Origin of the sequence: uncultured Ferrimonas sp. (assembly GCF_947489035.1) — a bacterium.
Classification (GTDB): Bacteria; Pseudomonadota; Gammaproteobacteria; order Enterobacterales; family Shewanellaceae; genus Ferrimonas.
The window spans coordinates 13,293-37,270 of record NZ_CANLCI010000018.1 but is presented as its reverse complement, the minus strand read 5'-3'; the positions used below and the strand labels follow the sequence as shown (position 1 = coordinate 37,270).

The 23,978-nt window shown below is 54.4% G+C and carries 19 protein-coding genes; 12 read left to right on the top strand and 7 right to left on the bottom strand.

Going from position 1 to position 23,978, the window contains the following annotated elements:
• Genes Q0796_RS11960 through malQ form a run of 4 tightly spaced genes read right to left on the bottom strand, consistent with a single transcriptional unit; the run spans window position 1 to window position 8,772 of the window.
• Window positions 1-2,466 carry a glycogen/starch/alpha-glucan phosphorylase gene (locus Q0796_RS11960; protein WP_298443420.1) on the bottom strand — a complete coding sequence of 822 codons (2,466 nt, stop codon included), beginning with the start codon at window positions 2,464-2,466 and terminating at the stop codon, window positions 1-3.
• Entirely contained in the window at window positions 2,438-4,474 is a 2,037-nt protein-coding gene (gene glgX, locus Q0796_RS11955) for a glycogen debranching protein GlgX (protein WP_298443418.1), read from the bottom strand. The genes Q0796_RS11960 and glgX overlap by 29 nt, the downstream gene beginning before the upstream one ends.
• On the bottom strand, window positions 4,475-6,715 hold the full coding sequence (glgB, locus tag Q0796_RS11950) for a 1,4-alpha-glucan branching protein GlgB (protein ID WP_298443416.1): 2,241 nt from the start codon (window positions 6,713-6,715) through the stop codon (window positions 4,475-4,477).
• Window positions 6,712-8,772 carry a 4-alpha-glucanotransferase gene (gene malQ, locus Q0796_RS11945; protein ID WP_298443414.1) on the bottom strand — a complete coding sequence of 687 codons (2,061 nt, stop codon included), beginning with the start codon at window positions 8,770-8,772 and terminating at the stop codon, window positions 6,712-6,714. The genes glgB and malQ overlap by 4 nt, the downstream gene beginning before the upstream one ends.
• 297 nt (window positions 8,773-9,069) lie before the next feature.
• On the opposite strand from malQ, the gene cysK reads away from it, so the two are divergent.
• The 4 genes from cysK (at window position 9,070) to crr (ending at window position 12,666) form a co-directional block, all read left to right on the top strand.
• Entirely contained in the window at window positions 9,070-10,044 is a 975-nt protein-coding gene (gene cysK, locus Q0796_RS11940; RefSeq protein WP_298443412.1) for a cysteine synthase A, read from the top strand.
• Between the two features lie 124 nt (window positions 10,045-10,168).
• The gene (locus Q0796_RS11935; protein ID WP_298443410.1) at window positions 10,169-10,426 is read left to right on the top strand and encodes an HPr family phosphocarrier protein; all 258 of its coding nucleotides are present in this window, start codon (window positions 10,169-10,171) and stop codon (window positions 10,424-10,426) included.
• 17 nt (window positions 10,427-10,443) lie between these two features.
• Complete coding sequence (gene ptsP / locus Q0796_RS11930) at window positions 10,444-12,135, top strand: phosphoenolpyruvate--protein phosphotransferase (RefSeq protein ID WP_298443407.1); 1,692 nt, start codon at window positions 10,444-10,446, stop codon at window positions 12,133-12,135.
• Window positions 12,136-12,156: 21 nt separating this feature from the next.
• Window positions 12,157-12,666 carry a PTS glucose transporter subunit IIA gene (crr, locus tag Q0796_RS11925; RefSeq protein WP_298443403.1) on the top strand — a complete coding sequence of 170 codons (510 nt, stop codon included), beginning with the start codon at window positions 12,157-12,159 and terminating at the stop codon, window positions 12,664-12,666.
• A gap of 58 nt (window positions 12,667-12,724) precedes the next feature.
• Here the strand turns inward: crr and Q0796_RS11920 are convergent, their stop codons facing one another.
• Entirely contained in the window at window positions 12,725-13,594 is an 870-nt protein-coding gene (locus Q0796_RS11920; RefSeq protein WP_298443400.1) for a DUF1223 domain-containing protein, read from the bottom strand.
• A 179-nt stretch (window positions 13,595-13,773) separates the two neighbouring features.
• On the opposite strand from Q0796_RS11920, the gene Q0796_RS11915 reads away from it, so the two are divergent.
• The 3 genes from Q0796_RS11915 to Q0796_RS11905 are packed head-to-tail and all read left to right on the top strand — an operon-like array spanning window position 13,774 to window position 15,933.
• Window positions 13,774-14,139, top strand: a complete 366-nt coding sequence (locus tag Q0796_RS11915) for an ArsC family reductase (protein ID WP_298443397.1) — start codon at window positions 13,774-13,776, stop codon at window positions 14,137-14,139.
• Entirely contained in the window at window positions 14,132-15,265 is a 1,134-nt protein-coding gene (dapE, locus tag Q0796_RS11910) for a succinyl-diaminopimelate desuccinylase (RefSeq protein ID WP_298443394.1), read from the top strand. The genes Q0796_RS11915 and dapE overlap by 8 nt, the downstream gene beginning before the upstream one ends.
• Window positions 15,259-15,933, top strand: coding sequence for a M15 family metallopeptidase (locus Q0796_RS11905; RefSeq protein ID WP_298443391.1), 675 nt, complete (start codon window positions 15,259-15,261; stop codon window positions 15,931-15,933). Before dapE ends, Q0796_RS11905 begins: the two co-directional genes overlap by 7 nt.
• A gap of 81 nt (window positions 15,934-16,014) precedes the next feature.
• Here the strand turns inward: Q0796_RS11905 and Q0796_RS11900 are convergent, their stop codons facing one another.
• A complete protein-coding gene (locus tag Q0796_RS11900) occupies window positions 16,015-17,292 on the bottom strand; it encodes an outer membrane protein transport protein (RefSeq protein WP_298443389.1) in 1,278 nt (425 codons plus the stop codon).
• Between the two features lie 628 nt (window positions 17,293-17,920).
• Between Q0796_RS11900 and Q0796_RS11895 the strand changes: the two genes are divergently transcribed.
• From Q0796_RS11895 to Q0796_RS11885, 3 genes are all read left to right on the top strand, one after another.
• Window positions 17,921-18,463 (top strand): excalibur calcium-binding domain-containing protein, encoded by a 543-nt coding sequence (locus Q0796_RS11895; protein WP_298443387.1) that lies wholly within the window; start codon window positions 17,921-17,923, stop codon window positions 18,461-18,463.
• Between the two features lie 202 nt (window positions 18,464-18,665).
• Complete coding sequence (locus tag Q0796_RS11890) at window positions 18,666-19,004, top strand: methylated-DNA--[protein]-cysteine S-methyltransferase (RefSeq protein WP_298443384.1); 339 nt, start codon at window positions 18,666-18,668, stop codon at window positions 19,002-19,004.
• Window positions 19,005-19,013: 9 nt separating this feature from the next.
• Window positions 19,014-19,718 carry a DUF3108 domain-containing protein gene (locus Q0796_RS11885; protein ID WP_298443382.1) on the top strand — a complete coding sequence of 235 codons (705 nt, stop codon included), beginning with the start codon at window positions 19,014-19,016 and terminating at the stop codon, window positions 19,716-19,718.
• An 85-nt stretch (window positions 19,719-19,803) separates the two neighbouring features.
• Here Q0796_RS11885 and Q0796_RS11880 read toward each other — a convergent pair whose 3' ends face one another.
• Window positions 19,804-20,580, bottom strand: a complete 777-nt coding sequence (locus Q0796_RS11880; protein WP_298443380.1) for a class II glutamine amidotransferase — start codon at window positions 20,578-20,580, stop codon at window positions 19,804-19,806.
• Between the two features lie 219 nt (window positions 20,581-20,799).
• On the opposite strand from Q0796_RS11880, the gene fadE reads away from it, so the two are divergent.
• Together fadE and Q0796_RS11870 are read left to right on the top strand one after the other, a co-directional pair.
• Window positions 20,800-23,244 (top strand): acyl-CoA dehydrogenase FadE, encoded by a 2,445-nt coding sequence (gene fadE, locus Q0796_RS11875; protein ID WP_298443378.1) that lies wholly within the window; start codon window positions 20,800-20,802, stop codon window positions 23,242-23,244.
• A gap of 256 nt (window positions 23,245-23,500) precedes the next feature.
• Window positions 23,501-23,887, top strand: coding sequence for a hypothetical protein (locus Q0796_RS11870; RefSeq protein ID WP_298443375.1), 387 nt, complete (start codon window positions 23,501-23,503; stop codon window positions 23,885-23,887).
• Window positions 23,888-23,978: the final 91 nt, after the last annotated feature.

The window sequence follows — 23,978 nt, the reverse complement described above, 5'->3', positions numbered from 1 at the left end:
TTAGCTCTCCTGCTTAACGAGGGTATGACGGGATTGAGTTTTCCAGATTTCCTGCTGATAACGGCTGATGGTGGCATCACTGGAAAAGCGACCGGACGCCGCCGTGTTGCGAATGCTCATTTGGGTCCAATGTTTGGTGTCGCGATAGGCTTGGGCGGCGCGCAATTGCGCTTGTCGATAGGCTTCAAAATCCGCCGCCAGCATCCACGGATCGTTGGCATCGTTAATGGCGGCAACAATGTCATTGAAAATGCCCGGCTCGTGCAGATTGAAATGGCCACTTTCTATCAGTTGCAATACGCCGCTAAGGGCGGTGCTGCTGCGGATCAGTTGCTGTGGATCGTAATGGGGTTTCAGCTGTTCAATTTCGGCGGCTCGCAGCCCAAACAGGAAGAAATTGTCTTCTCCAACCTCTTCTAAAATCTCGATGTTGGCGCCATCAAAGGTGCCGATGGTTAAGGCGCCGTTCATCATAAACTTCATGTTACCGGTACCAGACGCTTCTTTACCCGCGGTAGAGATCTGCTCTGACAAGTCGGTGCCAGGGCAGATCACCTCCATCGCACTGACGTTGTAATCCGGCAGGTAGGCCATCCGCAGATAGGGCTGCATCGCCGGATTATGATTCACCATGTAGGCCACGTTGTTCGCCAATTTGATGATCTGCTTGGCCATGCCATAACCAGGTGCCGCCTTACCCCCAAGCAGCACACAACGAGGGGTGAAATTATCCACGTTGCCTTGCAACACCTGCTGATACAGATGAATCACGTGCAAGATATTCAAGAGCTGGCGTTTGTATTCGTGGATCCGCTTTACCTGCACATCAAACATCATGGCGGGATCAAACGTCACCTGACAACGCGCCTGCACCAGTTGCGCCAAGTCCGCTTTATTGGCCTGTTTTACCTCATGCCAATGGGAGATCAGATCCGCGTCTTCGGTCAGGGCATTTAATACCGTTAACCGACTTAAATCCCGCACCCAGCCCTCGCCAACCCGTTGATCCAGCAGCGCGGCTAAGCGCGGATTGCAATCCGCCAGCCAACGCCTAGGGGTTACCCCATTGGTTTTGTTATTGAACTTATCTGGCCACAGGGCATAAAAATCCTGAAACAACCCAGAGGTCAGCAATTGGGTATGCAGTGCCGCTACCCCATTCACCGAAAAGCTGCCAACAATGGCCAAATAGGCCATGCGGATCTGCGGTTCTGGCCCCTCTTCAATGATCGACATTCGCGCCAAACGCTGGGTGTCTCCGGGCCAACGCTGCGCCACCAATTCAAGAAAACGCGCGTTGATCTCGTAGATGATCTGCAGGTGGCGCGGCAACATCTGTGCGAACAACCGCACTGGCCAACGCTCTAACGCCTCCGGCAGCAAGGTGTGGTTGGTGTAGGCCAACGTGGCGGTGGTGATCTGCCACGCTTGCTCCCAGCTCAGTTGGTGTTCATCCAACAGCAGACGCATCAGCTCAGCCACCGACACCGAAGGGTGGGTGTCGTTAAGCTGGATGCTGTGGTGGGCGGCGAATTGGCGGATATCGGCGTTGTCGCGGCTGAGGTAACCGTTTAACAGATCTTGCAAGCTGGCAGAGGAGAGAAAATATTGCTGACGCAAACGCAGCTCTTTGCCATTTTCACTGGCGTCGTTTGGGTAGAGCACCATGGTGATCTGCTCAGCTAAGTTCTTACGCGCCACCGCATCGATATAACTGCCTTGGTTAAACGACGCTAAGTTAAATTCATCGGTGGCTTCCGAGCGCCACAAGCGCAGCGTATTGATGTGACCGTTGCGGTAACCGGGGATCGGCACATCATACGCCACCGCCCGCACGTTTTCGGTGCCAACCCAATTGTGGCCGCAGTGGCCTTGCTGATCGGTAAATGGCTTCACTTCCCCAAAGAACTTCACCACCACATCATGGTGAGGGGTTTTTATCTCCCACGGATTGCCTTCTTGCAGCCAGTTATCGGGTTTTTCTTGTTGATAGCCATCCATAAATGACTGGGAAAACATGCCGTACTCATAGCGAATGCCGTAGCCAACCACCGGCAATTCTAAGGTGGCGCAACTGTCCAAAAAACAGGCGGCCAAACGGCCTAAGCCACCGTTGCCTAGCCCCGCGTCGTGCTCTTGTTGTTGCACCTGCTCTAACGCAACCGCGTAAGGGCGAAGAGCGGCGTTGGCTTCAGCATCTAAATTGAGATTCAATAGGGCATTGCCCAAACTTCGGCCCATTAAAAACTCCAAGCTCAGATAGGCCACCCGCTTCTGTTTGAAGCTCATGTTGCTGGTGCGGGTGCTGCGCCAATCGTCCATCAACTGCTCTTTAACGCTCAGCGCCAACGATTGATAGATAGCCTGCTGATCCAGTTGATCACGGCTTAAGCAATAACGGATCTGTCGCTCCACTGACTGCTGCAGTGGCGACGATTCAGACAACAGAGGGGTCGGCGTTTTCATGGTGCAGTTCCTTTTTAAGCACACGATGTAATAGCAATAGGCTTTGAGCCTGCAACGTTAACGAGCTGGATTGAGGCTCGACACAGATCGCATCGCCCAGATGGGTATCAAGCAGCGGTTGCCACTGCCCAGCCGGCAGGTGCACATCGCAATTGATGTCCGCGGCGTTCAGCAGCAACAACAGATCAGGGGAACCACGGCACTGCATCAACACTTGCAGGGCTTGCTGTTGCGGATCCTGCCAATCCGGTTCCGTCATTTCCGCGCCATTGGGGTGCCACCACTGCAGCCGTAATCCCGCCTGCTGCGGATCACCGTGGTTATAGCGTGGTTGCTGAAACTGCGAGTACTGGCGGCGAATGCTGGTGAGTTGAGCGATAAAATCCGCGAACGGCGGCCATTCTGGCCAAGTGAGCCAGCTCAGCGCGTTGTCTTGGCAATAGCCGTTATTGTTGCCCTGCTGGCTGTGGCCAAATTCATCCCCCGCCAGCAACATCGGCACCCCTTGGGACAGCATCATCGTCGCCAGGAGATTGCGGCTGCGACGCAGTCGATGTAACCGCACTGGGGCTTGCTCGCTGGGGCCTTCCACACCGCCATTACTGCTGTAATTGGCGCTGTGGCCATCACGGTTGTTTTCACCATTGGCGTGGTTGTGGCGCTGTTGGTAGCTAACCAGATCCCGCAGGGTGAAACCGTCGTGGCTGGTAATAAAATTGATGCTGGCCACAGGGCCACGGCCATTATGTTCAAACTGCTCGGCGCTGCCGTGTAGGCACTTAGCCAGTTGCGGCAACATGGCGCTGTCGCCTCGCCAAAAACGGCGAACGCCATCGCGAAAGTGATCGTTCCACTCGCTCCATGGAGCGGGAAATTGGCCGAGCTGATAGCCGTTGACGCCCAGATCCCACGGCTCGGCTATCAGCTTTAACTGCGCCAACTGTGGATCCTGACCAATGGCTTGCAGTAACGCGCTGTTGGGGTGAAAGCCACGCTCATCACGGCCAAGGCTGCAAGCCAGATCAAAGCGAAAACCATCCACCCCAAGCTGGTGCGACCAATAGCGCAAGCAATCGGTTACCAACCTCAGCGCCATCGGCTGGGCTAGATCCATGCTGTTGCCGCAGCCACTGTCGTTGAGGTAACGCATCGGCGCTGCTGCCGTTAAACGGTAATAACTGCGGTTATCAATGCCGCGAAAACTTAAGGTGGGCCCATGTTCATCGCCTTCGGCAGTGTGGTTGAACACCACATCCAACAGCACTTCGATGCCCGCTTGGTGCAGGGTTTCAACGGTGGCACGAAACTGATCAATGCCCCCCGGGCAATAATCGCGGTGAGGCACAAAGAAGGCGACACTGTTGTAGCCCCAATAGTTGCTTAGCCCTTTATCAGCAAGCCACGCTTCAGATCCAAACTGCGCCACCGGCAACAACTCGACGGCGGTTACCCCTAAGCGCTGCAGATGGGCAATCACCGTTGGCTGAGCCAAGGCGGCAATGGTGCCGCGCAGTGCAGGCGGCACCAACGGATTCAGTTGGCTGAATCCTTTCAAATTCAATTCATAAATCACGCTGTGGGTTAATGGGGTTTGTGGCTTCGGCGTAGCCAAGGCTGGGCGTTCGGCTTCCACCACACACTTGGGGATCTGCTGGCTGTTGTCCCCTTGTTGCTGGCAAATGGCGGCCAGTTGCAACGGCCCTGCCAGCCTTCGCGCATAAGGATCTAGCAACAATTTGTTGGGATCGAAACAGTGGCCATGACTGGGGTCATGGTTGCCATCCACTCGATAGCCATAATGCTGCCCTGCCTTACCGCCCACTAACAAACCGTGCCAAATATGGCCATCCCCTTGATGCATCGGCCAACGTGCGGTTTCATTGCCATTATCATCAAACAGGCACAGCGTAACCGCGCAGGCATGAGCGCTGAACAGGGCAAAGTTGATGCCGTTATCTTGCACCGACGCCCCAAGCTGCCCAGTGCTTCCCCCTTGCCAACAAGGCATCTAAGCGGGCTCCACGGACGGTTTTTCGTTATCGGTTACCGCCTCGGCTGGTGCCAATACGATGCACGCTAACGGCGGTACGGTGATCAAGGCGCTGTGCTGCTGGCCTTGATAGGGCTGTGCTTCCACCACCACCGCCCCAGAGTTCCCCACATTGCTGCCGCCGTAATGTTCGCTGTCGCTGTTCAGCAGCTCTTGGTAGTTGCACGGCTGGGGCAGGCCAATGCGAAAGCCTTGGTGCACTTGTGGGGTCATGTTCACCACAAACAACAAATGCTGGCCGCCTTCAGAGCGACGCAAAAACGAGATCACCGAATCGGCGGCGTTGTCGCAGTCCAGCCACTCAAACCCATCGGGCTGATGATCCGTTAAGTACATGGCGGGATGATGGCGGTAGAGCTGGTTAAGATCCTGCAGCCAGTGCTGCACATTGCTGTGGTTTGGGCTCTCAAGCAGGTGCCAATCCAAACTGTGCTGGTGATCCCACTCTTTACGCTGGGCAAATTCATTGCCCATAAACAGGTGTTTTTTGCCTGGGTGACCCCACATCAAGCCGTAAAAGGCGCGCATGGTGGCAAATTGCTGCCAGTCATCACCGGGAATTTTGTTCAGTAACGAGCCTTTGCCGTGCACCACTTCGTCGTGGCTGATCGGCAAGATAAACTGCTCGGAGTAACCGTAGAGCAGCCCAAAGGTCAATTTGTTGTGGTGATAGCAGCGATAGAGCGGATCTTGATTGAGGTAATCCAGATTGTCGTGCATCCAGCCCATGTTCCACTTAAACCCAAAGCCTAGGCCGCCGCTGTCGGTGGTTTGAGTGACCCCCGGCCATGCGGTGGACTCTTCCGCAATCATCATAATGCCGGGATTGGCGGCATATAAGCGTTGGTTGAGCTGGCGTAAAAACTCAATCGCATCGAGGTTTTCACGGCCACCAAACTGGTTTGGCAGCCACTGCCCAGGCTGACGGCTGTAATCGAGGTACAGCATCGACGACACCGCATCCAACCGAAGCCCATCAAAGTGAAACTCTTGCAGCCAGTAATTGGCCGCGCTCAACAGATAAGAGCACACTTCCGGCCGACCATAATTAAAAATCAAGGTATCCCAATCGGGGTGCTGCCCTTGGCGCTTGTCTTCATGTTCGAACAACGCGGTGCCATCAAAGCGCGCTAAACCGTGGGGATCCGCCGGAAAATGCGCGGGCACCCAATCCAGCAATACCGCCACCCCCTGCTGATGGCAGGCGTCGATAAAACGCTTTAACCCGGCCCCATCACCAAAGCGGTGGGTTGGCGCAAACATCCCCACCGGTTGATACCCCCACGAGCCATCAAACGGGTATTCGCTGATCGGCATCAATTGCAGGTGGGTAAACCCCATCTCGATAACGTAGGGCAGCAGTTCGGTGATCAGTTGGTCGTAATCGAAAAACAGCTCGCCGTCGCGACCATTGCGCCGCCATGATCCCAGCTGCACCTCGTAGATAGAGATAGGCTGCTGATCCCACTGCATCCGCTCGCGCTTGGCCAACCACTGCTGATCTTGCCAAGCAAACTCTGCTTTCGTTGGAATGCGCGAGGCGTTGCAAGGCGGTGGTTCCATCGCGCGCGCCCACGGATCGGCTTTATCCAGTAGCTGTTGTTGCTCGGTGAGCAACTGAAATTTATAAAATTGCCCCGGCTGGGCAGCCGCAATAAAGATCTCCCACAGCCCAGAAAGAGGATGGCGGCGCATCACATGACGTGAGCCATCCCACTGATTAAAATCCGCCACCACCGACACCCGTTTGGCGTTGGGCGCCCACACCACAAAACGCACCCCATCGATGCCATCGATCTGTTGCCAATTGGCCCCCAGCATCCGCCAACCGCACTCAAGCGCCCCCTCTGCAAACAGGTGCACGTCGTCGTCACTCAGCTGCGAAGGGAACTGATAAGGATCGATGATCTCTTCGATATGGCTGCCATAATCGACCCGCAACAGGTAAGGAAAGGGCTTAACTCGGCGCCCCATGCGACCGGCAAATAAGCCGTTATCGTCCACCATCTCTAAGCTGGCCACTTTGCGGTTGTCGATGCGACTGATCACATCAACCTGCTGCGCGCCTTGCAGCCAACAGCGCACCACTAAGCCTCGTTGCTGTGGATCTGGATGCATCCCCAAGATGGCGAACATGTCGGTGTATTCGCCGCATTTGATCGCAGCATCCGCCCCATAATCAAAATAGTGTTGTGTCATCCCTGCCCCCGTGAAAATCCCTGCTCTGCGGCACGCTGCAATGCGGCCATCGTGTGATGGTGCTGCTGTTCCAGCTGCGCTAACGACAGGGTCATTCGTCGCTGCCAATTGCGGTACTGGCGCCACGTACCCGGCACGTTGACCGATTCGGTTTCCGCACAAACGTCAACCAACTGCACCCCGATAAAGCGCGCGTTTCCTGCCGCTACGGTGGCCAGCAGCTGGATTAGCCACTGCCGTTGCCATGGCTGCTCAATATCGCCATCAATCCCTAACCAGCGCAGCAGATCGGCCTTTTGTTGCTGCCGCTGCAGTCGCGCTGGGGCGAATTCGTTGTCACTCAGCAGCCCGATTTCGCGCCGCAGTTGCAGATCCCGCCCTTGCCACCACCCCGCTAACGGCGCCACATCGTGGTTGGCCAGCATCATCTGGGCATTACTCTTGCAGTGGTTGGGATCTCGAAATTGACCATCCTGATAAAAGAAATACAGCAATTCATTCCGCACGACCTGCGCTTGTTGCAGCGCCCCGGCTAGCTCTGGCGGCACCGTGCCTAAGTCCTCGCCAATCACGCTGCACCCGTGGCGCTGGCTCTCTAAGCACAATAAAGCCAGCATGGTGTTTTGGGGGTAATGCACGTAACCCCCTTGTTCAGGATCGGCCCACCACCACAAGCGATTCAGCGCCATGATGTGATCCAGCCGCAGGGCCCCGCAGTGGCGCATGTTGGCCCGCAGTAATTCGATAAAATGGCGAAAATGCTGTTGCTTTAAGGCAACCGGATCAAAGGGGGCGAGGCCCCAGTTTTGCCCCTGTGGTGCAAACGGATCTGGCGGCGCGCCAATGCTGCTGTGGGGGCAAAACGGCGCCTGGCTGGCGCTGGTTTCGGCCCCATCCGGTGCCACGCCCACCGCTAAATCGCGCACTAAGCCAATCCGCATGCCCGCCGCCAGCGCACTGGCATGGCATTGAGCCAGCTGTTGCTCGGCCACATACTGCAAAAAACAGTGAAACTGGGGGTCTGCTTGGGTGCCAATTAACCCTTTGCCTTGCTGCTGTGCAAACCGTTGCAGTGCGGTTCCGCCCGCCGCCACAAAGGCAGTAAATTGCTGCGCCGCGGCGCTGGTCAGCTTCAGTTGGTGGCTGCAAAAGTGCTGGTACAGCTGTTCTAGTGCCGCCAGTTTTAACGCGCTAATGGCGGGGTAATCGAGCCACTGCGCTTGCCGAAGCTGTTGCAACGGCTGCTGCCAGCGGCGGCCACTGAATTGCAGTTGGCAGGCTCGATAGCCGCTCACTTGGCTGATATCGATGTAAAGTGGGTTTAAAAAGCTGCGATCGCTGGGGCGATAGGGGCTGCACTGTTGCGGTTGGCTTGGCTCAAGGGCATGCAAAGGGTTGAGCTGAATGTAATCCACCCCATATTTGGCCGACCAGCGGCACAGCCGTCTAAGATCGCCAAAATCGCCAATGCCCCAATTGGCATCACTGCGCAGCGTATACAGCGACAGCAATAACCCCCATGCCCGCGCGGGAGCACCGTGATAAGCATGGGCTGGGGTGATCACCCATTGGCCATCAAACTGCCCTTGGGGTAGTAACAGCTGTATCTGGTGGTAACCGCAGGGCAGCTGCAACGCCGTACAATCCAGTTGCCAGCGTAAATAACGCTGCTGGCCAAGATAGTATTCCCCGTTGTTATGCCGCGGAAATTGCTGCAGCGAAAATCGCTGCTGGGATTGTGGCGATGGTTGTTGTTCTAATTGCAGTAGCAACTCGCCCTCAACGGGGGTGTGCTCCGGCAAGTAGATCTCAAGGTTGGGCTGGTGCTGCTCGCTGTGCTGCCAAGCTGGCAAGGGTTGTTGCCACTGCTGTGCATCCAATCGCTGGATCTGTTGCTCAGCTGGCTGTGCTAATAACCGTTGCTGACCATCAAACAGCTGCGGCGCCATCTGCGCCAACAGCGCACGCCGCGCTGGCGCTGGAATGGCGATGGACTGCCCCGCACAATTGATGAACTCCGAGCCGACACCCTGCAAATACAGCAGTTTCTCAAGCACTCATGCCTCACTTCCTTGTGAACTGTGGTTGCTTTAATTCGTTATCACAACAAGCGTAGAAGCCAATCTGGCCATCAACCAACGCGTTAACGTTTATTCATCTATTTGTCATCGGCGCTGTCGTGGGATCGGCGTCTTGGCCACGGCGGCGGCTTGATTACATATAGCTATTTTTCAATCCTTTATTCCAAATCGCGATAACAGATAACGAACCATCACTTCCCGCCACGGTTAGCCTCGATATGCTTAGACTATAAACAGTCGGTTTACTTTTTTATGTCATCGCAGGAACGCCCAATGGCCAAAATTTATCAGGACAATTCACTTACCATCGGCAACACCCCGCTGGTTCGCCTTAACCGCGTAACCGAAGGCAGCAACGTGCTGGCCAAAGTGGAAGCTCGTAACCCATCATTCAGCGTCAAGTGCCGCTTGGGTGCCAACATGATCTGGGAAGCCGAAAAACAGGGGCTGCTGATCCAAGGCAAAGAGATCATCGAGCCCACCTCTGGTAACACTGGCATCGCCTTGGCTTTTGTGGCGGCTTCTCGCGGTTACAAACTCACCCTAACCATGCCCAACACCATGAGCCTTGAGCGCCGTAAACTGTTGAAGGCTTTAGGCGCCAACTTGGTGTTAACCGAAGGCGCGAAAGGGATGAAAGGTGCCGTAGCCAAAGCGGAGGAGATCCGCGACAGCAACCCAGACAAATACGTGCTGCTGCAGCAGTTTGAAAACCCTGCCAACCCCGCCATTCACGAAAAAACCACCGGCCCAGAGATCTGGGAAGACACCGATGGTGAAGTGGACGTGTTTGTGGCTGGCGTTGGCACCGGCGGCACCATCACGGGTACGGCCCGCTACCTGAAGCACACCAAAGACAAAGCGGTGTACACCGTTGCCGTTGAGCCAACCGATTCACCGGTGATCACCCAGGCACTCAAAGGCGAATCACTGACCCCAGGACCGCACAAAATTCAGGGGATTGGCGCGGGCTTCATCCCTGGAAACTTGGATTTAAGCTTGGTGGATGAAGCCATACAGGTGGATAACGACGACGCCATCGCCATGGCCCGCCGCTTAATGGAAGAAGAAGGGATCTTAGCGGGGATCAGCTCTGGTGCCGCCGTTGTTGCAGTCAACAAACTGATTGCCGCAAACCCAGCACTGAAAGACAAAACCATTGTCGTGGTGCTGCCATCGGCTTCCGAGCGCTACTTATCTTCCGCGCTGTTTGCGGGGATGTTCAGCGACGCCGAAAACTTGCAGTAAGCAGCAGCGATTGGTTGAACAGGGCAGCCGCTTGGCTGCCCTTTTTCGTTGTGGGGATTTGACCTGCGTTCAACTTCGCCTTTATGCTGATGGCCAGTTTCTTGCCACCAAACCTTGGATAATTATGTACCAACGCCAAGTTGTCATCGCGGCCCCACACGGGATCCACACTCGCCCTGCCGCGGTATTGGTGAAACAAGCCCAGCAATACCAAGCCGACATCAATATTCTCTGCAATGGCCAAACCGCCAATGGCAAAAGCCTGTTCCGGCTGCAGATGCTCAATCTGTGCCACGGTTGTGAAGTCACGGTAGCGGCAGACGGCGTTGATGCCGAACAGGCGGTCAATGAACTGATCGCCTTGTTGCAAACCCTCAGCTAAATTGCGCGGAGACAAGGATGTCTAAAGTCTACTCTGGTGTTGCCATCAGCCCCGGCCTTGCCCTTGGCCACCTTAGCCAATGTCAGCAGCGGCAACACGCCCAAGCGATCTGCTTACGGGATCTGCTTGGGCAAGAAGCTCAAGTGCTGCAGCAGTTGGCTCAGCGTGAGGATCTGAGTGACAACCAACGGCAACTGTTAGAAGCCGACTGGCTGCTACTGAGCGATCCTGAACTGCTGGATGGCATTGAACGACGGCAACAGCAAGGGGTGGCATTAGCCCAAGCCATTTGGCTGGAGTTTGATCAGTTTGCGGCGCAAATTGCCCAGCTGCCACAACCCGAACTGGCCAAACGCGCCACCGACTTACGCTACCTAGGCCAACGACTTAGCCGCCGCTGCAGTGGCGATCAACTGCAATTCCCCAGCCAATTCGAGCAACCCACGGTGTTGCTGTTGCCGGATCTCACCGCCGCCGAGTTTATCCAACTGCCCAAAGCCAATCTCAGTGGTTTGGTCTTAGAGCACGGCAGCCTTACTGATCATCTGGCGATATTAATTCGTGCCGCCGCCATTCCGGCCATCATTTTGGCCGATGGCTGCAGCCGCTTAAGTCCAGGCCCATCCATGTTAGATGGTGACAGCGGCCAGATCACCATTGCCAACCATCGCGACGATTTACTGCAGTTCGATGCCATTCAGCACCATTGGCAGCAACGACAGCAACATTACAACCTTGCCCGCCAGCAGCCTGCCCGCACCGCTGATGGTCACTCGCTGTGGCTGGGGGGCAACATTGGCAGCCTTGATGAATGCGAGGCCATTCACGCCAATCAACTGGATGGGGTGGGGTTATTACGCACCGAGCTGCTGTACCTCGCCAGTGGCCAGTGGCCAACGGAAGCGCAGCAGTATCAGCATTACCGTGCCATTGCCGCACGGTTGGAAGGCAAACCCTTGGTGATCCGCACCTTCGATTTTGGTGCCGATAAAGATCTGCCGGGGCTATCACAGCCGCAAGCCAATCCGGCCTTAGGGCTACGGGCCATTCGGTTGGGTCGCGATCACGGTCAACACCTGCGCGATCAACTGCGAGCGATTATCCGCGTTGCCCAAGATCATCCCGTGCAGCTGTTGCTGCCGATGGTGAGCTTGGTTGAAGAGTTGCACAGCGCCAAAATGATGATCGCCGCCGAGCAACAGGCGCTGGGATTGTTAACGCCGCTGCCAATCGGGGTGATGATTGAAACCCCCGCCGCCGCATTAATGATTGACCAACTGGCACCTTTAGTGGATTTTGCCAGTATTGGCAGCAACGACTTGGCTCAATACTGCTTGGCGGCCGATCGCAACAATGGCCATGTCAGTCCACATTTTCCCGATTTAAGCCCACCGGTGATCCGGCTGATTGACCAGATCGCTCGCCAATGCCAACAACAGCAATTGCCGTTGTCGATTTGTGGCGAACTGGGCGCTGATCTTCGGGCAGTACCACTGTTATTGGCACTGGGGATCAGCAAATTTAGCATCGCACCAAATCGAGCAGGCGAAGTGAAGTATCTTCTGTCACACTTTAGTTACTGCGATGCCCAGCCGTTGCGTCAAAAGGCGCTGCAATGCAGCACTAATGAGCAATTACAAAATCTGTTAATCGGTTGTAATGCTTATCAAAAAGCAACTAAGATGACAGACAGTGCCATGTCCCAATAACGTATATAACAGGGGTAATTAATGGGTTTTTTGAGCCGCCTTCGACGCATTATCGATAATCGCGAACCACCTGTTGAAGGGGTGGAGATCGTCGCGCCGGTTTCTGGTCAATTAGTGCCAATTGAAAAAGTCCCGGATGTGGTTTTTTCTGAAAAAATTGTCGGCGACGGCCTTGCGATTGATCCCAGCGGCCACCAAGTTGTGGCTCCGATTGATGGCACCATTGGTCGCATTTTCGACGCCAACCACGCCTTTGCGATGGAATCCCCATTGGGGTTAGAGATTTTTGTTCACTTCGGCATCGATACCGTTGAGTTACGCGGCACCGGTTTTAAGCGATTAGCCGAAGAAGGCCAGCAAGTGAGAGCCGGCGATCCCATTCTAGAATTTGATTTAGAGTACCTGCAAGAACACGCCAAAAGCGTGCTGACCCCAGTGGTTATCGCCAACATGGAAGACGTGAAATTGATGACCAAGCACGAAGGCGATGTAGAAGCGGGGATCACCCCAATGCTGCTGATCGAAATGTAATTCCAATGGAAGACGAGAACGGCCACGCCGCTCTCGTCTTCTTCGCTTGGCCAAGCGCCTACGGCACTCCCTCCCCCTCAATGCTCACCCAATCTGCCGCAATCTGTAACGGCAGCTCCGCCGCGGTTACCCACGCCACCAACGCGAACTTCTGAGCCTCAACCGTCAGCGGCGATTCAAACGGCGGCAAGGTAAATTCCAGCCACGGCTCAGTGGCGACAAGCGGTGTACTTTGCTGATAAGCCAGCACAGTAAAGCTGTGTTTTAGCTGGCGATTGCGGTTTTCACCGGCGTCAACGTTGGTGCTTAATCCTACCCCAACCAGCGCCAGATGCAGCTGATAGCGGCCACCGTCGGTGTTCTTGCCGACAGTGGCCGCAAGGCCGGTGGCTACGCGGCGATACTCAGCCAGAAACTGCGGTCCCGCCTGCACCGATAGCTGCCCTTGTCTTGCTATCGCCATTGGCAGCACTTTGTCGGCTTCGGGGGCAAACCAACCCCGCCACTCTTGCCCATTAACCGCAAACTGTGGCGTGTAGATCCCGCGACTGCCGCCATTACGCCGCAGTTGCTGCTGTCGCTGCGTATATTGCGCTTGGGCGAAGGGATCGCGCCAGCCGATAAAATCCCAATAATCCACATGGTAGGCCAGTGGAAAATAACGCTGCCACAGCAAAGGTTCCTCAGCATAGCGCGACAACCACTGCTCCGCCGGTGGGCAACTGCTGCAACCTTGCGATGTATACAGCTCGACTAAATAAGCCGGTTCATCGCTGCTGTGCAGCCTAACTTGGCTCAATGGTTGTGTGTTCAGTGGTGGTTGCGCCAATGCGCTTCCCAGTAACAATAATCCAGCGACCACAATCAGCATCTGCAGTGGCCAGACGTTACTCCGGCATGGATTCGCGGGCTCGGGATCCGCTGTCATCGGCTTGCTCCTTATCCATCATTCGAAGTAACAGACCCGCAAAACAGACTCTCGCGTTCAACCACTGGGCAAATGCTAATCATTCCATCACTAACCGCGGCCATACGGGTGTACCCCCACGGTGGCTTTGTTATGCTGATGAAAATGGCATAACAATCACAATCAAAGGGACCGCTTCCATGTCAGACGCTAGCCTGGTTTTATTCGGCATTAAAAATTGCGACACCGTTAAGAAGGCACGCAAGCACTTGGAGCAGCAAGATCGCAGCTATCAATTTCACGATTTTCGCGAACAAGGGCTGGATCAAGCCACAATTGAACGCTGGCTTGGCCAAGTAGAATTTAAAACCTTGCTGAATACCCGCTCAACCAGCTGGCGTCAGCTGGACGACGCCGACAAGCAAGAGGTTGACCAAGCCAAAGCGTTGTCGTTGATGCTGGCCAACCCAACCCTAGTTAAACGCCCAGTGGCTGAAGTCAACGGCGCCGTAAATGTTGGCTTTAAGGCGGCCGACTTTGACTTATGGTTAAACCAACATGGTTGAGTCGGAAGTCTTAACCCTCGCTAAAGCGCTGATCAGCCGAGAATCCGTTACCCCAGAAGACGCGGGCTGCCAGCAGTTGATGGCCGATTACCTGCGCGATTGTGGCTTTGATATCGAATCCATGGTGTTTGCGGATACCACCAACCTGTGGGCGCGCCGCAACCACAGTGGGCCGCTGTTTTGTTTTGCTGGCCACACCGATGTAGTGCCTGTGGGCAATCTCGACAAATGGCATACACCGCCGTTTGAACCCACCATCATTGATGGCATGCTGCATGGCCGTGGCGCCGCCGACATGAAAGGCTCGTTGGCGGCCATGCTGGTTGCCAGCAAACGCTTTGTGCAGCGTCACCCAGAGCACCAAGGCTCAATCGCGTTTCTAATTACCTCCGATGAAGAGGGGCCATTCATCAATGGCACCATCAAGGTGGTGGAAACCCTAGAGCAGCGGAACGAGAAGATCACTTGGTGTCTGGTGGGCGAGCCCTCCAGCACCGATAAACTGGGCGACGTCATTAAAAATGGTCGCCGCGGCAGCTTAACCGGCAGCCTGACCGTGCATGGCATTCAAGGCCATGTCGCCTACCCACATCTAGCCAAAAACCCGGTGCATCTGGCCGCGCCAGCGCTCACTGAACTCGCACAAACCAGCTGGGATAATGGCAATGAATTCTTCCCTCCCACCAGTTTTCAAATCGCCAACATCGCCGCTGGCACCGGAGCACCCAATGTGGTTCCTGGCGATCTAGAGGTGCAATTTAACTTCCGTTTTTGCACCGAAAGTCACGCTGAGGATCTTAAACTGCGGGTGCAGGCGATCTTTGACCGCCATGGCCTAGAGTACGATTTAAGCTGGATCTTAAACGGCGAACCCTTCCTGACCGGCGATGGCAAACTGCTGCAGGCCACCAAAGACGCGGTGCATCAGATCACCGGCTACCATACGGATCCACAAACCAGTGGCGGCACCAGTGATGGTCGCTTTATCGCCCCTACTGGCGCCCAAGTGATTGAGCTGGGCCCCCGTAACGACACCATCCATAAGGTTAACGAATGCGTTTCGGTAGCTGATTTGGATACCTTGGCACTGGTGTATGAACGCTTGCTGGAGAATCTGTTGTGCTAAGTGCTCATCAGCTGTTGGGCTTGGATCCAAGCCACCTTGAAGCAGTGGGAGCCCAACAGCTGGAGCGCCGCTGCGCTAAGGCATTTGTTGCCATGCAAGCAGCCGCATTGGCCGATGGCATTGATCTGCAGCTCGCTTCTGGGTGGCGTAGCTTTGAGCGCCAATTAGCGATTTTTAATGGCAAAGCCAGCGGCCAGCGGCCACTGCAGGATCGTCACGGCCAAGCCTGTGATCCCCTCGCCATGAGTGACGCCGATCTGTTGGATGCCATTTTGGCGTGGTCGGCACTGCCCGGTACCTCGCGCCATCATTGGGGCACCGACCTGGATCTGTATGACGCCAATGCCCTGCCCGCCGCGCAACTTAAACTGGAGCCGTGGGAATACCAGCAAGGTGGCCCCAACTTTGCCCTAAGCCAATGGCTTAATCGGCATATGTCGGCCTACGGTTTTTACCGCCCTTATCAGCAAGCCCTTGGTGGCGTAGCCCCAGAGCCCTGGCACCTGAGTTATGCACCGGTGAGCGCGCACCTGTTAAATCAGTTCGATCTCAGCTTGCTTGAGCACACCTTAAGCCACAGCGACATTAAGCTGAAGGCCAGCATTTTGGCGCAATTGCCGGGCTTGGTAGAGCAATACTGCTACCGTATTGCCGCACCGCCGCAATAACCGTTACCGTTCCAACAAAAAGCCCCCGCAACTGTGCAGTTGCGGGGGCTTTTTTTCAGCGAAAGGCTTAACAGCAAGCGCTTAGAAGCGGTAGCTCAATTGAGTACCTGCCAGCCATACGTCACCGCTCAGTTCGCCGCTGAAGTTAGCGTTCACGCCATCAGCAATCGCTACGGATTCGTTGATGGTCGCAGAATCCGCCTTGATGTAAGTGAATGCCAAATCAAGGCTCAGGTTTTCGCTCAGCTGGTAGCCGCTACCAAAAGAGAACCACAGACGATCGGAATCAGGGATGCTTAAGGTACGGTTTTCATCAGACACACCGCCTTCATCCAGCGCCACACCCGCCCGCAAAGTCACCTTGTCGTTGGCTTGATAAGTCGCACCCACGGCGTAGCGCCAGCTGTCTTCGAAGTTTTCTTCTTTCAACAAGCTTGGGCCTTCGGCGAAATCAACGGTCAAGGTTTCAAAAGCGCTCCAATCGGTCCAGTTAACCGAACCGTGTACCGCAAACTTGTCGGTCAGCTGGTGTACCGCCGCCAGCTCGGCAGTGGCCGGCAGTGGCAGCACCAATTCGCCATCTTTTTTCTCGCCAGGCTGCAAACCGTAAGCAATGCCTTCGGCCTCGCCTTCCAGCGTCAGATCCACTTCCGAGCGATAGTTCACACCGATGCGAGTGGCTTGGCTTGGTTCCCAAGTGGCCCCCAGCTGGTAACCAAAGTCGATGCCATCGCCTTCCACTGCCTTCAGTTTTTCACCCGCAGGTAAGGAAGGAACCAAGGTTGGCACCCAAGCTGGCACCGTACCGGTTACCTTACCGTCACCATAAATCACCCGCAGGGTGGCCCCCACAGCAAACTGCTCGTTGATCTGATAAGCCACCGCCGGAGCAAACTCAACGGTAGTAATGGCGGTATCAGAACCAAAAATAGCCGCGGCGTGATCCGCAGGCAGTTCGGTCGCCATGCCATGGTTAGCGTTAACCGCAAAACCAATGGCCAGCTTATCGCTCAGGCGATTGCTGTAGAAAAAATTGGGGATAAAGGCCGCAGGCGCGATGTCATCAGCAGATGCATCACCCATCGGCAAATCAATTGGGCCTAAAGCAACGTTTACGTCGCCTTTCAGATCGATGTTTGGATCAACGTACACCATACCCGCTGAGATCTGCTGACCGTGCAGCTCCATCAACAGTGCAGGGTTACGGCCTTGAGCAGAAGCGTTATCGGCAATCGCGGCTTCACCCGCAAAGGCACGACCTAAACCGGTGGCAGAGGTTTCAGCTAATTGGAAACCAGCCGCTTGAGTTTGCGCAGCCAATGCACCCATCACTAGGGCGGCAACAACACGAATTTTCATATTTGTTCGATCCAGTACAACATTCGGAATTAGCGCGCATCATAAGGAGTCAGAAAAATAGTGCAATTGCTCAATATAAAATAGACACTCCAACCACAATAGAGCACCAAAACAACATAAAACACCAGTCAAATCTCTTTTGGGCGGCCTTCCGGCTTACGGAATTAGGTACAGATGTACCAAGAAAACAACAAAGCAAATAGGGGAAGCCACTTTTAACCTTAAAGTTCAATAAGTTAATAGAAGATACTGAGCGTACACGGCAAGGGCAGCATTCACACCAACACCAGTCAAAAAAACCAGGGCCTCACCCAAAGGTCAAAACCAAACCGTAAGGTAATGATAATAAAAAGATTAGTGTGGTCTGACCACGCTAACCGCCGTAATTTCAGTGCACAACTGTTTACTGCTCTTACCACTTAGATCACGTTTTTGAACGGATCTCAGCCCCCTAATCGATATTGTCCAAGTCAGCTGATTGCTCAAAAACACAGCGCTCGGTCAGTTACAGCTGCTTACCGCTGAAAAAATGTCAGCAACTTTTGGGCTAAAATGACCCCTTACCAAGGCGAACCATAATGTAATAACATATAAAAATCATACAATTAGGCAGCAATGAAAAACAGTCATGGAACGGGGTCAACTGGTCAAATGGAATGACGACAAAGGCTATGGTTTTATCAAGGGCGAGCAAAGTGGGTTAACGGTCTTTATCCACATCTCCGCTTTGCGCCATATGAGCCGAGCACCGCGCCAAGGCGATTACGTCCATTATGAAGCCGAGCGCCAGAGTGACGGAAAATACCGAGCCAACAAAGCTCGGCTTGAGGGTGTAAAAAGCACCCTTAAAAAACAATCACACGTATATAAACCCGTCTCGAACCTGCTGCCCAACATGGCGGTTGGCTTACTGATATTGATCATCGCCACCGTTGTTTACCCCTACCTGTTCAATCGAGATCCAAGCCCTGCCCCAGTCATCGACAACGAATACCTAGCACCAGCACCAAGCAGGAGCAAAACACTCCCCGTATTTCGGTGCGATGGGCGTCAACACTGTAGCCAGATGAACTCACGCGCCGAGGCTGAGTTTTTTATCCGTCATTGTCCCAATACCAAAATGGATGGCGACAATGATGGCGTTCCCTGTGAACGAGACAGCCGATTTTAACGCAGACGCATTCGGGCAACCGCAATGCGAATGCCCTCTGATTCGCCTTAGACTTGCGCTGCTCGTTCATCCTGTAACTCGCGCAACTATCGCTCAGCCCTGCGGCCTTGGCACTGCCGTCGCTGCTATTTCCAGCGAACCACGTCGTCACTAATCGAAAAGACTGTTAAGCTATTGCTAATCAAGAATAAACTTCTTAAATATGAGCGAAGCAATCAACAAAATATGGTCGACTCTGCTGGCCGTACCTAAGGGTAAGGTAGTCAGTTATGGCCAACTGGCGGATCTTGCTGGTCAACCTCGCGGCCACCGCTTGGCAGCACGAGCGTTAAAAATCGCGCCCGATGAGCTGCAACTGCCGTGGCATCGAGTGATCGCCGCCAGTGGCAAAATCGCCATCGCCAAAGAAAGTGAAAGTTATCGACTGCAGATGGAATTGCTGCGCGCAGAAGGGGTCGAAGTGACCAATGGTCGCATCAATATGAACAAATACCGCTGGCAACCGGATCTCGCTGAGTTGCTGTGGACACTAAAACATTAAGGAACAACAATGCGCTGGTTTGCCGCACTGACGTTATTTTTAAGCAGCTTGAGTTGGGCTGCGCCCCTTACCCCTTACGCCGCCAGCTACGACGTAACCCACGGCGATAGCCGCCTTGGTGGTGGCATGATCACCCTGCAGAAGCTCGACAACAGCCAATATCAGATGGGTTATGTCAGCGACGTTGGCTGGCTACTGCTGAGCGATAAGCGCAGTGAGCAAAGCCTATTTGAACTCGACAACGAACAGCGCTTGATCCCGAAACGCTATGTGATGGAACGCGAAGGCTCTGGCCCAGATTTTAGTGCCGAGATTGAATTTGATAGCAGCACCCAGCAGATCCACGCCCGTTACAAAGATCGCGCGGCGGACTTTCCTTATCAGCTGCCCACCTACGACAACATTTTATATCTGATGCAGCTGCGGCTTGATGTGGCCAGTGGCAAAACTCAAATGAGTTACGACTACATCGTTAAAACCAAGCAGCGCACCATTCAATACCAAGTGGTGGGTGAAGAGGTACTCAGCACCCCTTACGGCGAGTTAAACACCATTAAAGTGGCGCGCATTCGTAATGCCGATAGCCCCAAAGAGACTTACGCGTGGCTAGCGAAGGATCTGCATTACGTGATTGCTCAAATTCAGCATCTAGAAGATGGTGAACTAAAGGCAGGCATGTCGCTAACCAAGCTCGACATCGACAACCACGAGTAACGCGGTTGAGCCTAAACCAACAACGGCGTGCCACTGGGCACGCCGTTTTCGTTTCTGGGTGACTGCTGCAGGTCAACGGGCAGGATTACCCTTGCGCGACCTCAACCCCATCTTTAAACAAGATCCAACTTCCGGCCGACATCTGGTGCCACTGCTCGTTGCTGGTCAGTGGCCGCGTGGCGATCACCGTAACGACGTCGTTTGGGGTGGTCTCTTGCTTAAAGTCGATCACCATTTCGGTATCAATCAACTTGGCTTGGCCAAAAGGTGCCTTGCGGGTAAGCCAGTGCAAATTGTTGCCACACAACGCCAACAGATACGGCCCATCGGACAGCAGCATGTTGAACACCCCAAACTGCTGCAGCTTGACCCCTTCTTGCGCCATAAAACGAAACGCCTGCTCGCGGCTTGGTATGTCGTTTTGGTAATGCGCCGCCAACTTATCCATTAGGTGACAAAACGCCAATTCACTGTCGGTTGCGCCCACCGGCGTAAATCGGCTTGGGGTTAATGCCTCAAGGTAATCCGACAACTGGCCATTATGGGCAAAGGTCCAATTGCGGCCCCACAGTTCACGCCCAAAGGGGTGGGTATTTTCCAAGCTGACTTTGCCACGATTGGCCTGTCGAATGTGGCTGATCACCGTTTTCGATTTGATCGGGTAGCTTTTCAACATGCTGGCCACTTCGCTATTGCAGCTGGGATCGCTGTCCTTAAAGGTGCGATTTCCTGGGCCGTCGTAAAAAGTGATCCCCCAACCATCGCGATGGGGGCCCGTTTTGCCACCTCGCTCAACCAAACCGGTAAAGCTGAACACAATATCGGTTGGCACATTGGCGCTCATCGCCAGCAATTCACACATGAAATTTAACGCCTTGCACTTCGATTTCAAACTCAATTAACAACAAGGATAACCGCTTAAGAGTCTTGCCCCAAGCGCACTTGAGCGCAAAAGCCGCAACCAAGATTAAACATCCGTTTAATTTTTTCGTGACAGAGGTCTGACCACCGCATAAACTGTGACCCATCACACAAATTCACACTGTTGTTGTGAGTGGGCGCAAGATAAAGGAGTAACACCGTGATCACCATGATTTGGAGCATTACCACCGTAGTAGTGCTAACGGCGTTGATTTACCAACGCCGTTCATTACCCGTCTTTACCGCAACGGCGGCACTGTTTCTGGCCGCTGGCACCGCCTTAGGCCATGTTGGCGTACTGGCGTGGGCGCTGTTCGCACTGATCGCCGTGCCAATTAACGTTGCCTCTATCCGTAAGCAGTACCTGACCAAACCGATGCTTAAAGCCTACCAAGGCATTATGCCGGAGATGTCCGACACCGAAAAAGAAGCGATCGAAGCGGGCACCACTTGGTGGGACGCGGATCTGTTCTCTGGTGCACCGGATTGGAAAAAACTGCACAACTACGCCAAACCCACCCTCACTGCAGAAGAGCAAGCCTTCCTTGATGGCCCCTGTGAAGAAGTGATGGCAATGGTCAAAGAGCACGAAGTGGCTCATGAACTGGCCGATATGCCGCCAGAAGTATGGCAGTACCTAAAAGACAACAAATTCTTCGCGATGATCATCAAGAAGAAATACGGCGGGTTAGAGTTTACCCCTTACGCCCAGTCGCAGATCCTGCAAAAACTGGCCGGCCACAACACCGTGCTGTCCTCAACCGTTGGCGTGCCTAACTCATTAGGCCCAGGCGAATTGCTGCAGCACTACGGTACCGAAGCACAAAAAGATCACTACTTGCCGCGTTTGGCTGTGGGTGATGAGATCCCCTGTTTTGCACTGACCAGCCCTGAAGCGGGCTCTGACGCTGGCGCCATTCCTGACTTTGGTATTGTTACCAAGGGCCAGTGGCAAGGCGAAGACGTGTTGGGGATGGAACTGACTTGGAACAAGCGTTACATCACCTTGGCTCCGGTCGCTACCGTGCTGGGCTTGGCATTCAAACTGCGGGATCCCGATGGCCTGCTGGGCGACAAACAAGAACTGGGGATCACCTGTGCGTTGATCCCAACGGATCTGCCTGGGGTTGAAATTGGTCGTCGTCACTTCCCACTGAACACCATGTTCCAAAACGGCCCAACCCGTGGCAACAAGGTATTTGTGCCGCTGGACTTCATCATCGGCGGCACCCCAATGGCCGGTCAAGGCTGGCGCATGTTGGTTGAATGTTTGTCGGTTGGCCGTGGCATCACCTTGCCATCCAGCTCGGCCGGTGGGTTAAAAACCCTTGCTGGCATGACTGGCGCCTACTGTCGCATTCGCCGTCAGTTCAAATTGCCTATCGGCAAAATGGAAGGCATTGAAGAGCCATTAGCCCGCATTGGTGGTAACGCCTACCTGATGGATGGGGTCTCTACTCTAACCACCACCGCCTTGAATCTGGGCGAAAAGCCGTCGGTGATCTCAGCCATTGTGAAGATGCACCTAACCGATCGGATGCAAAAAACCGTGGTCGACGCCATGGACATCCACGGCGGGAAAGGGGTCTGCTTGGGGCCAAACAACTACTTGGGCCGCAGCTACCAAGGCGCGCCTATCGCAGTAACCGTAGAAGGCGCCAACATCCTTACCCGTTCGATGATCATCTACGGCCAAGGCGCGATCCGCTGTCACCCGTATATCCTCAACGAAATGGAAGCGGCCTTTAAAGAAGACAAAGCCCAAGCGTTGAACGAATTTGATAAAGCGATTTGGGGCCACATCGGCTTTGTGTTCACCAACTTAACCCGCAGCCTGTGGTTGGGCTTAACCGGCGCGCGTTTTAGCAACAGCCCTTATCAAGATGAAACCCAGCGTTACTACCAGCACATGAACCGCTTTAGCGCCAACTTAGCGCTGCTGTCAGACGTTGCCATGGCGGTACTCGGTGGCAGCTTGAAGCGCAAAGAGCGCACCTCGGCTCGCCTGGGCGATCTGCTAAGCCAACTGTACTTAGTGTCGGGGGCGTTAAAGCGCTACAACGACGATGGCCGCATGGGCGACGATCTGCCCTTGCTGCAATGGGGGGTTGAAGACGCCCTGCACAAGCTGCAAACCGCACAGATTGAGCTGCTGGAAAACTTCGGTGTGCTGGGCAAGGTGTTGAAAGTGGTTCTGTTCCCATTTGGTCGCCCAATTAAGCGCCCATCGGATCAAACCGATCATCGCGTTGCTCGCATTCTGCAAACCCCAAGCGCCACCCGCGACCGTTTGCTGGCTGGTCAATGGCTGGCCCATCACGACAACAACGCCTTGGGTAAGCTTGAGCACACCTTGGCGCTGATCTTAAAAGCCGAACCACTGTACGACAAAGTGTGTGACGCTGCCGGTGAGAAACTGCCGTTTATGTTCCTCGATCGCATCGCCGCGAAAGGGCTGGAGCTGAACGTACTGAGTGACGCCGAAGCGCAGCTGCTGCGTGATGCTGAAACCGGCCGTTTGCAAACCATCAATGTGGACGATTTTGACCCCGAAGAGTTGAAATCAAACCCTGTGCTGGCGCGACCAAACGAACAAGCCGCTTAAGCGTTAATGAAAAAATAAAGGGAGCCTGCGGGCTCCCTTTTTTGATCTTGATCGCAGTAATTGGCCAGCCAGTGTGACCGACGTCCACGCCGCTGTTGGCACTGTGATAAAAAACTGTCGACCGCCTAATAAAACGGCACATTGGCCGCAAATAGCCCTTGTTTGCAGCGCCATAATCCCCCTAAACTGGCCGCAGGCCCTAGGCCACTAACAAAGAAAAAACAACAAGCAAACATGTACAACACCGAGGTTCACCATGGGACGCGAAACCGTAGCCACTTTCATCACTCTTCTCGCCGCTTTCTGCTGGAGTCATCCGTTGATGGAATCCGCTGATCCGTCCTTATTTGTTAATAATGGTGCTGATTTTGGCCCTTTAGGTTACGGCCTATTGATTTTGCCAATCCTGACCGCAGCCACCGTATCTGCGGGTAAAGACAACCTGGCCATTTTGGCTGGCATCGCACAACTGGCTTTGGTGGTTTACGTTGCCTACCAGTTACCGGGCACTGCAACCTTCGCACTGCACGGCTTGGGCTTAGTTGCTTCGTTGGGCCTGATGCAAGCGATGGAACACGCCCCAATCGTGGTAGACAAGTTTGGCGAATGCATGCTGGCACAGCAGCCAGAACAAGCCGCTTAACTTCCCGCGAAAGCACAAAAAAAGAGAGCCTATCGGCTCTCTTTTTGGTTTTTTGCACGCTTTAATTGCGTTTCGAACACAAAAACACGGG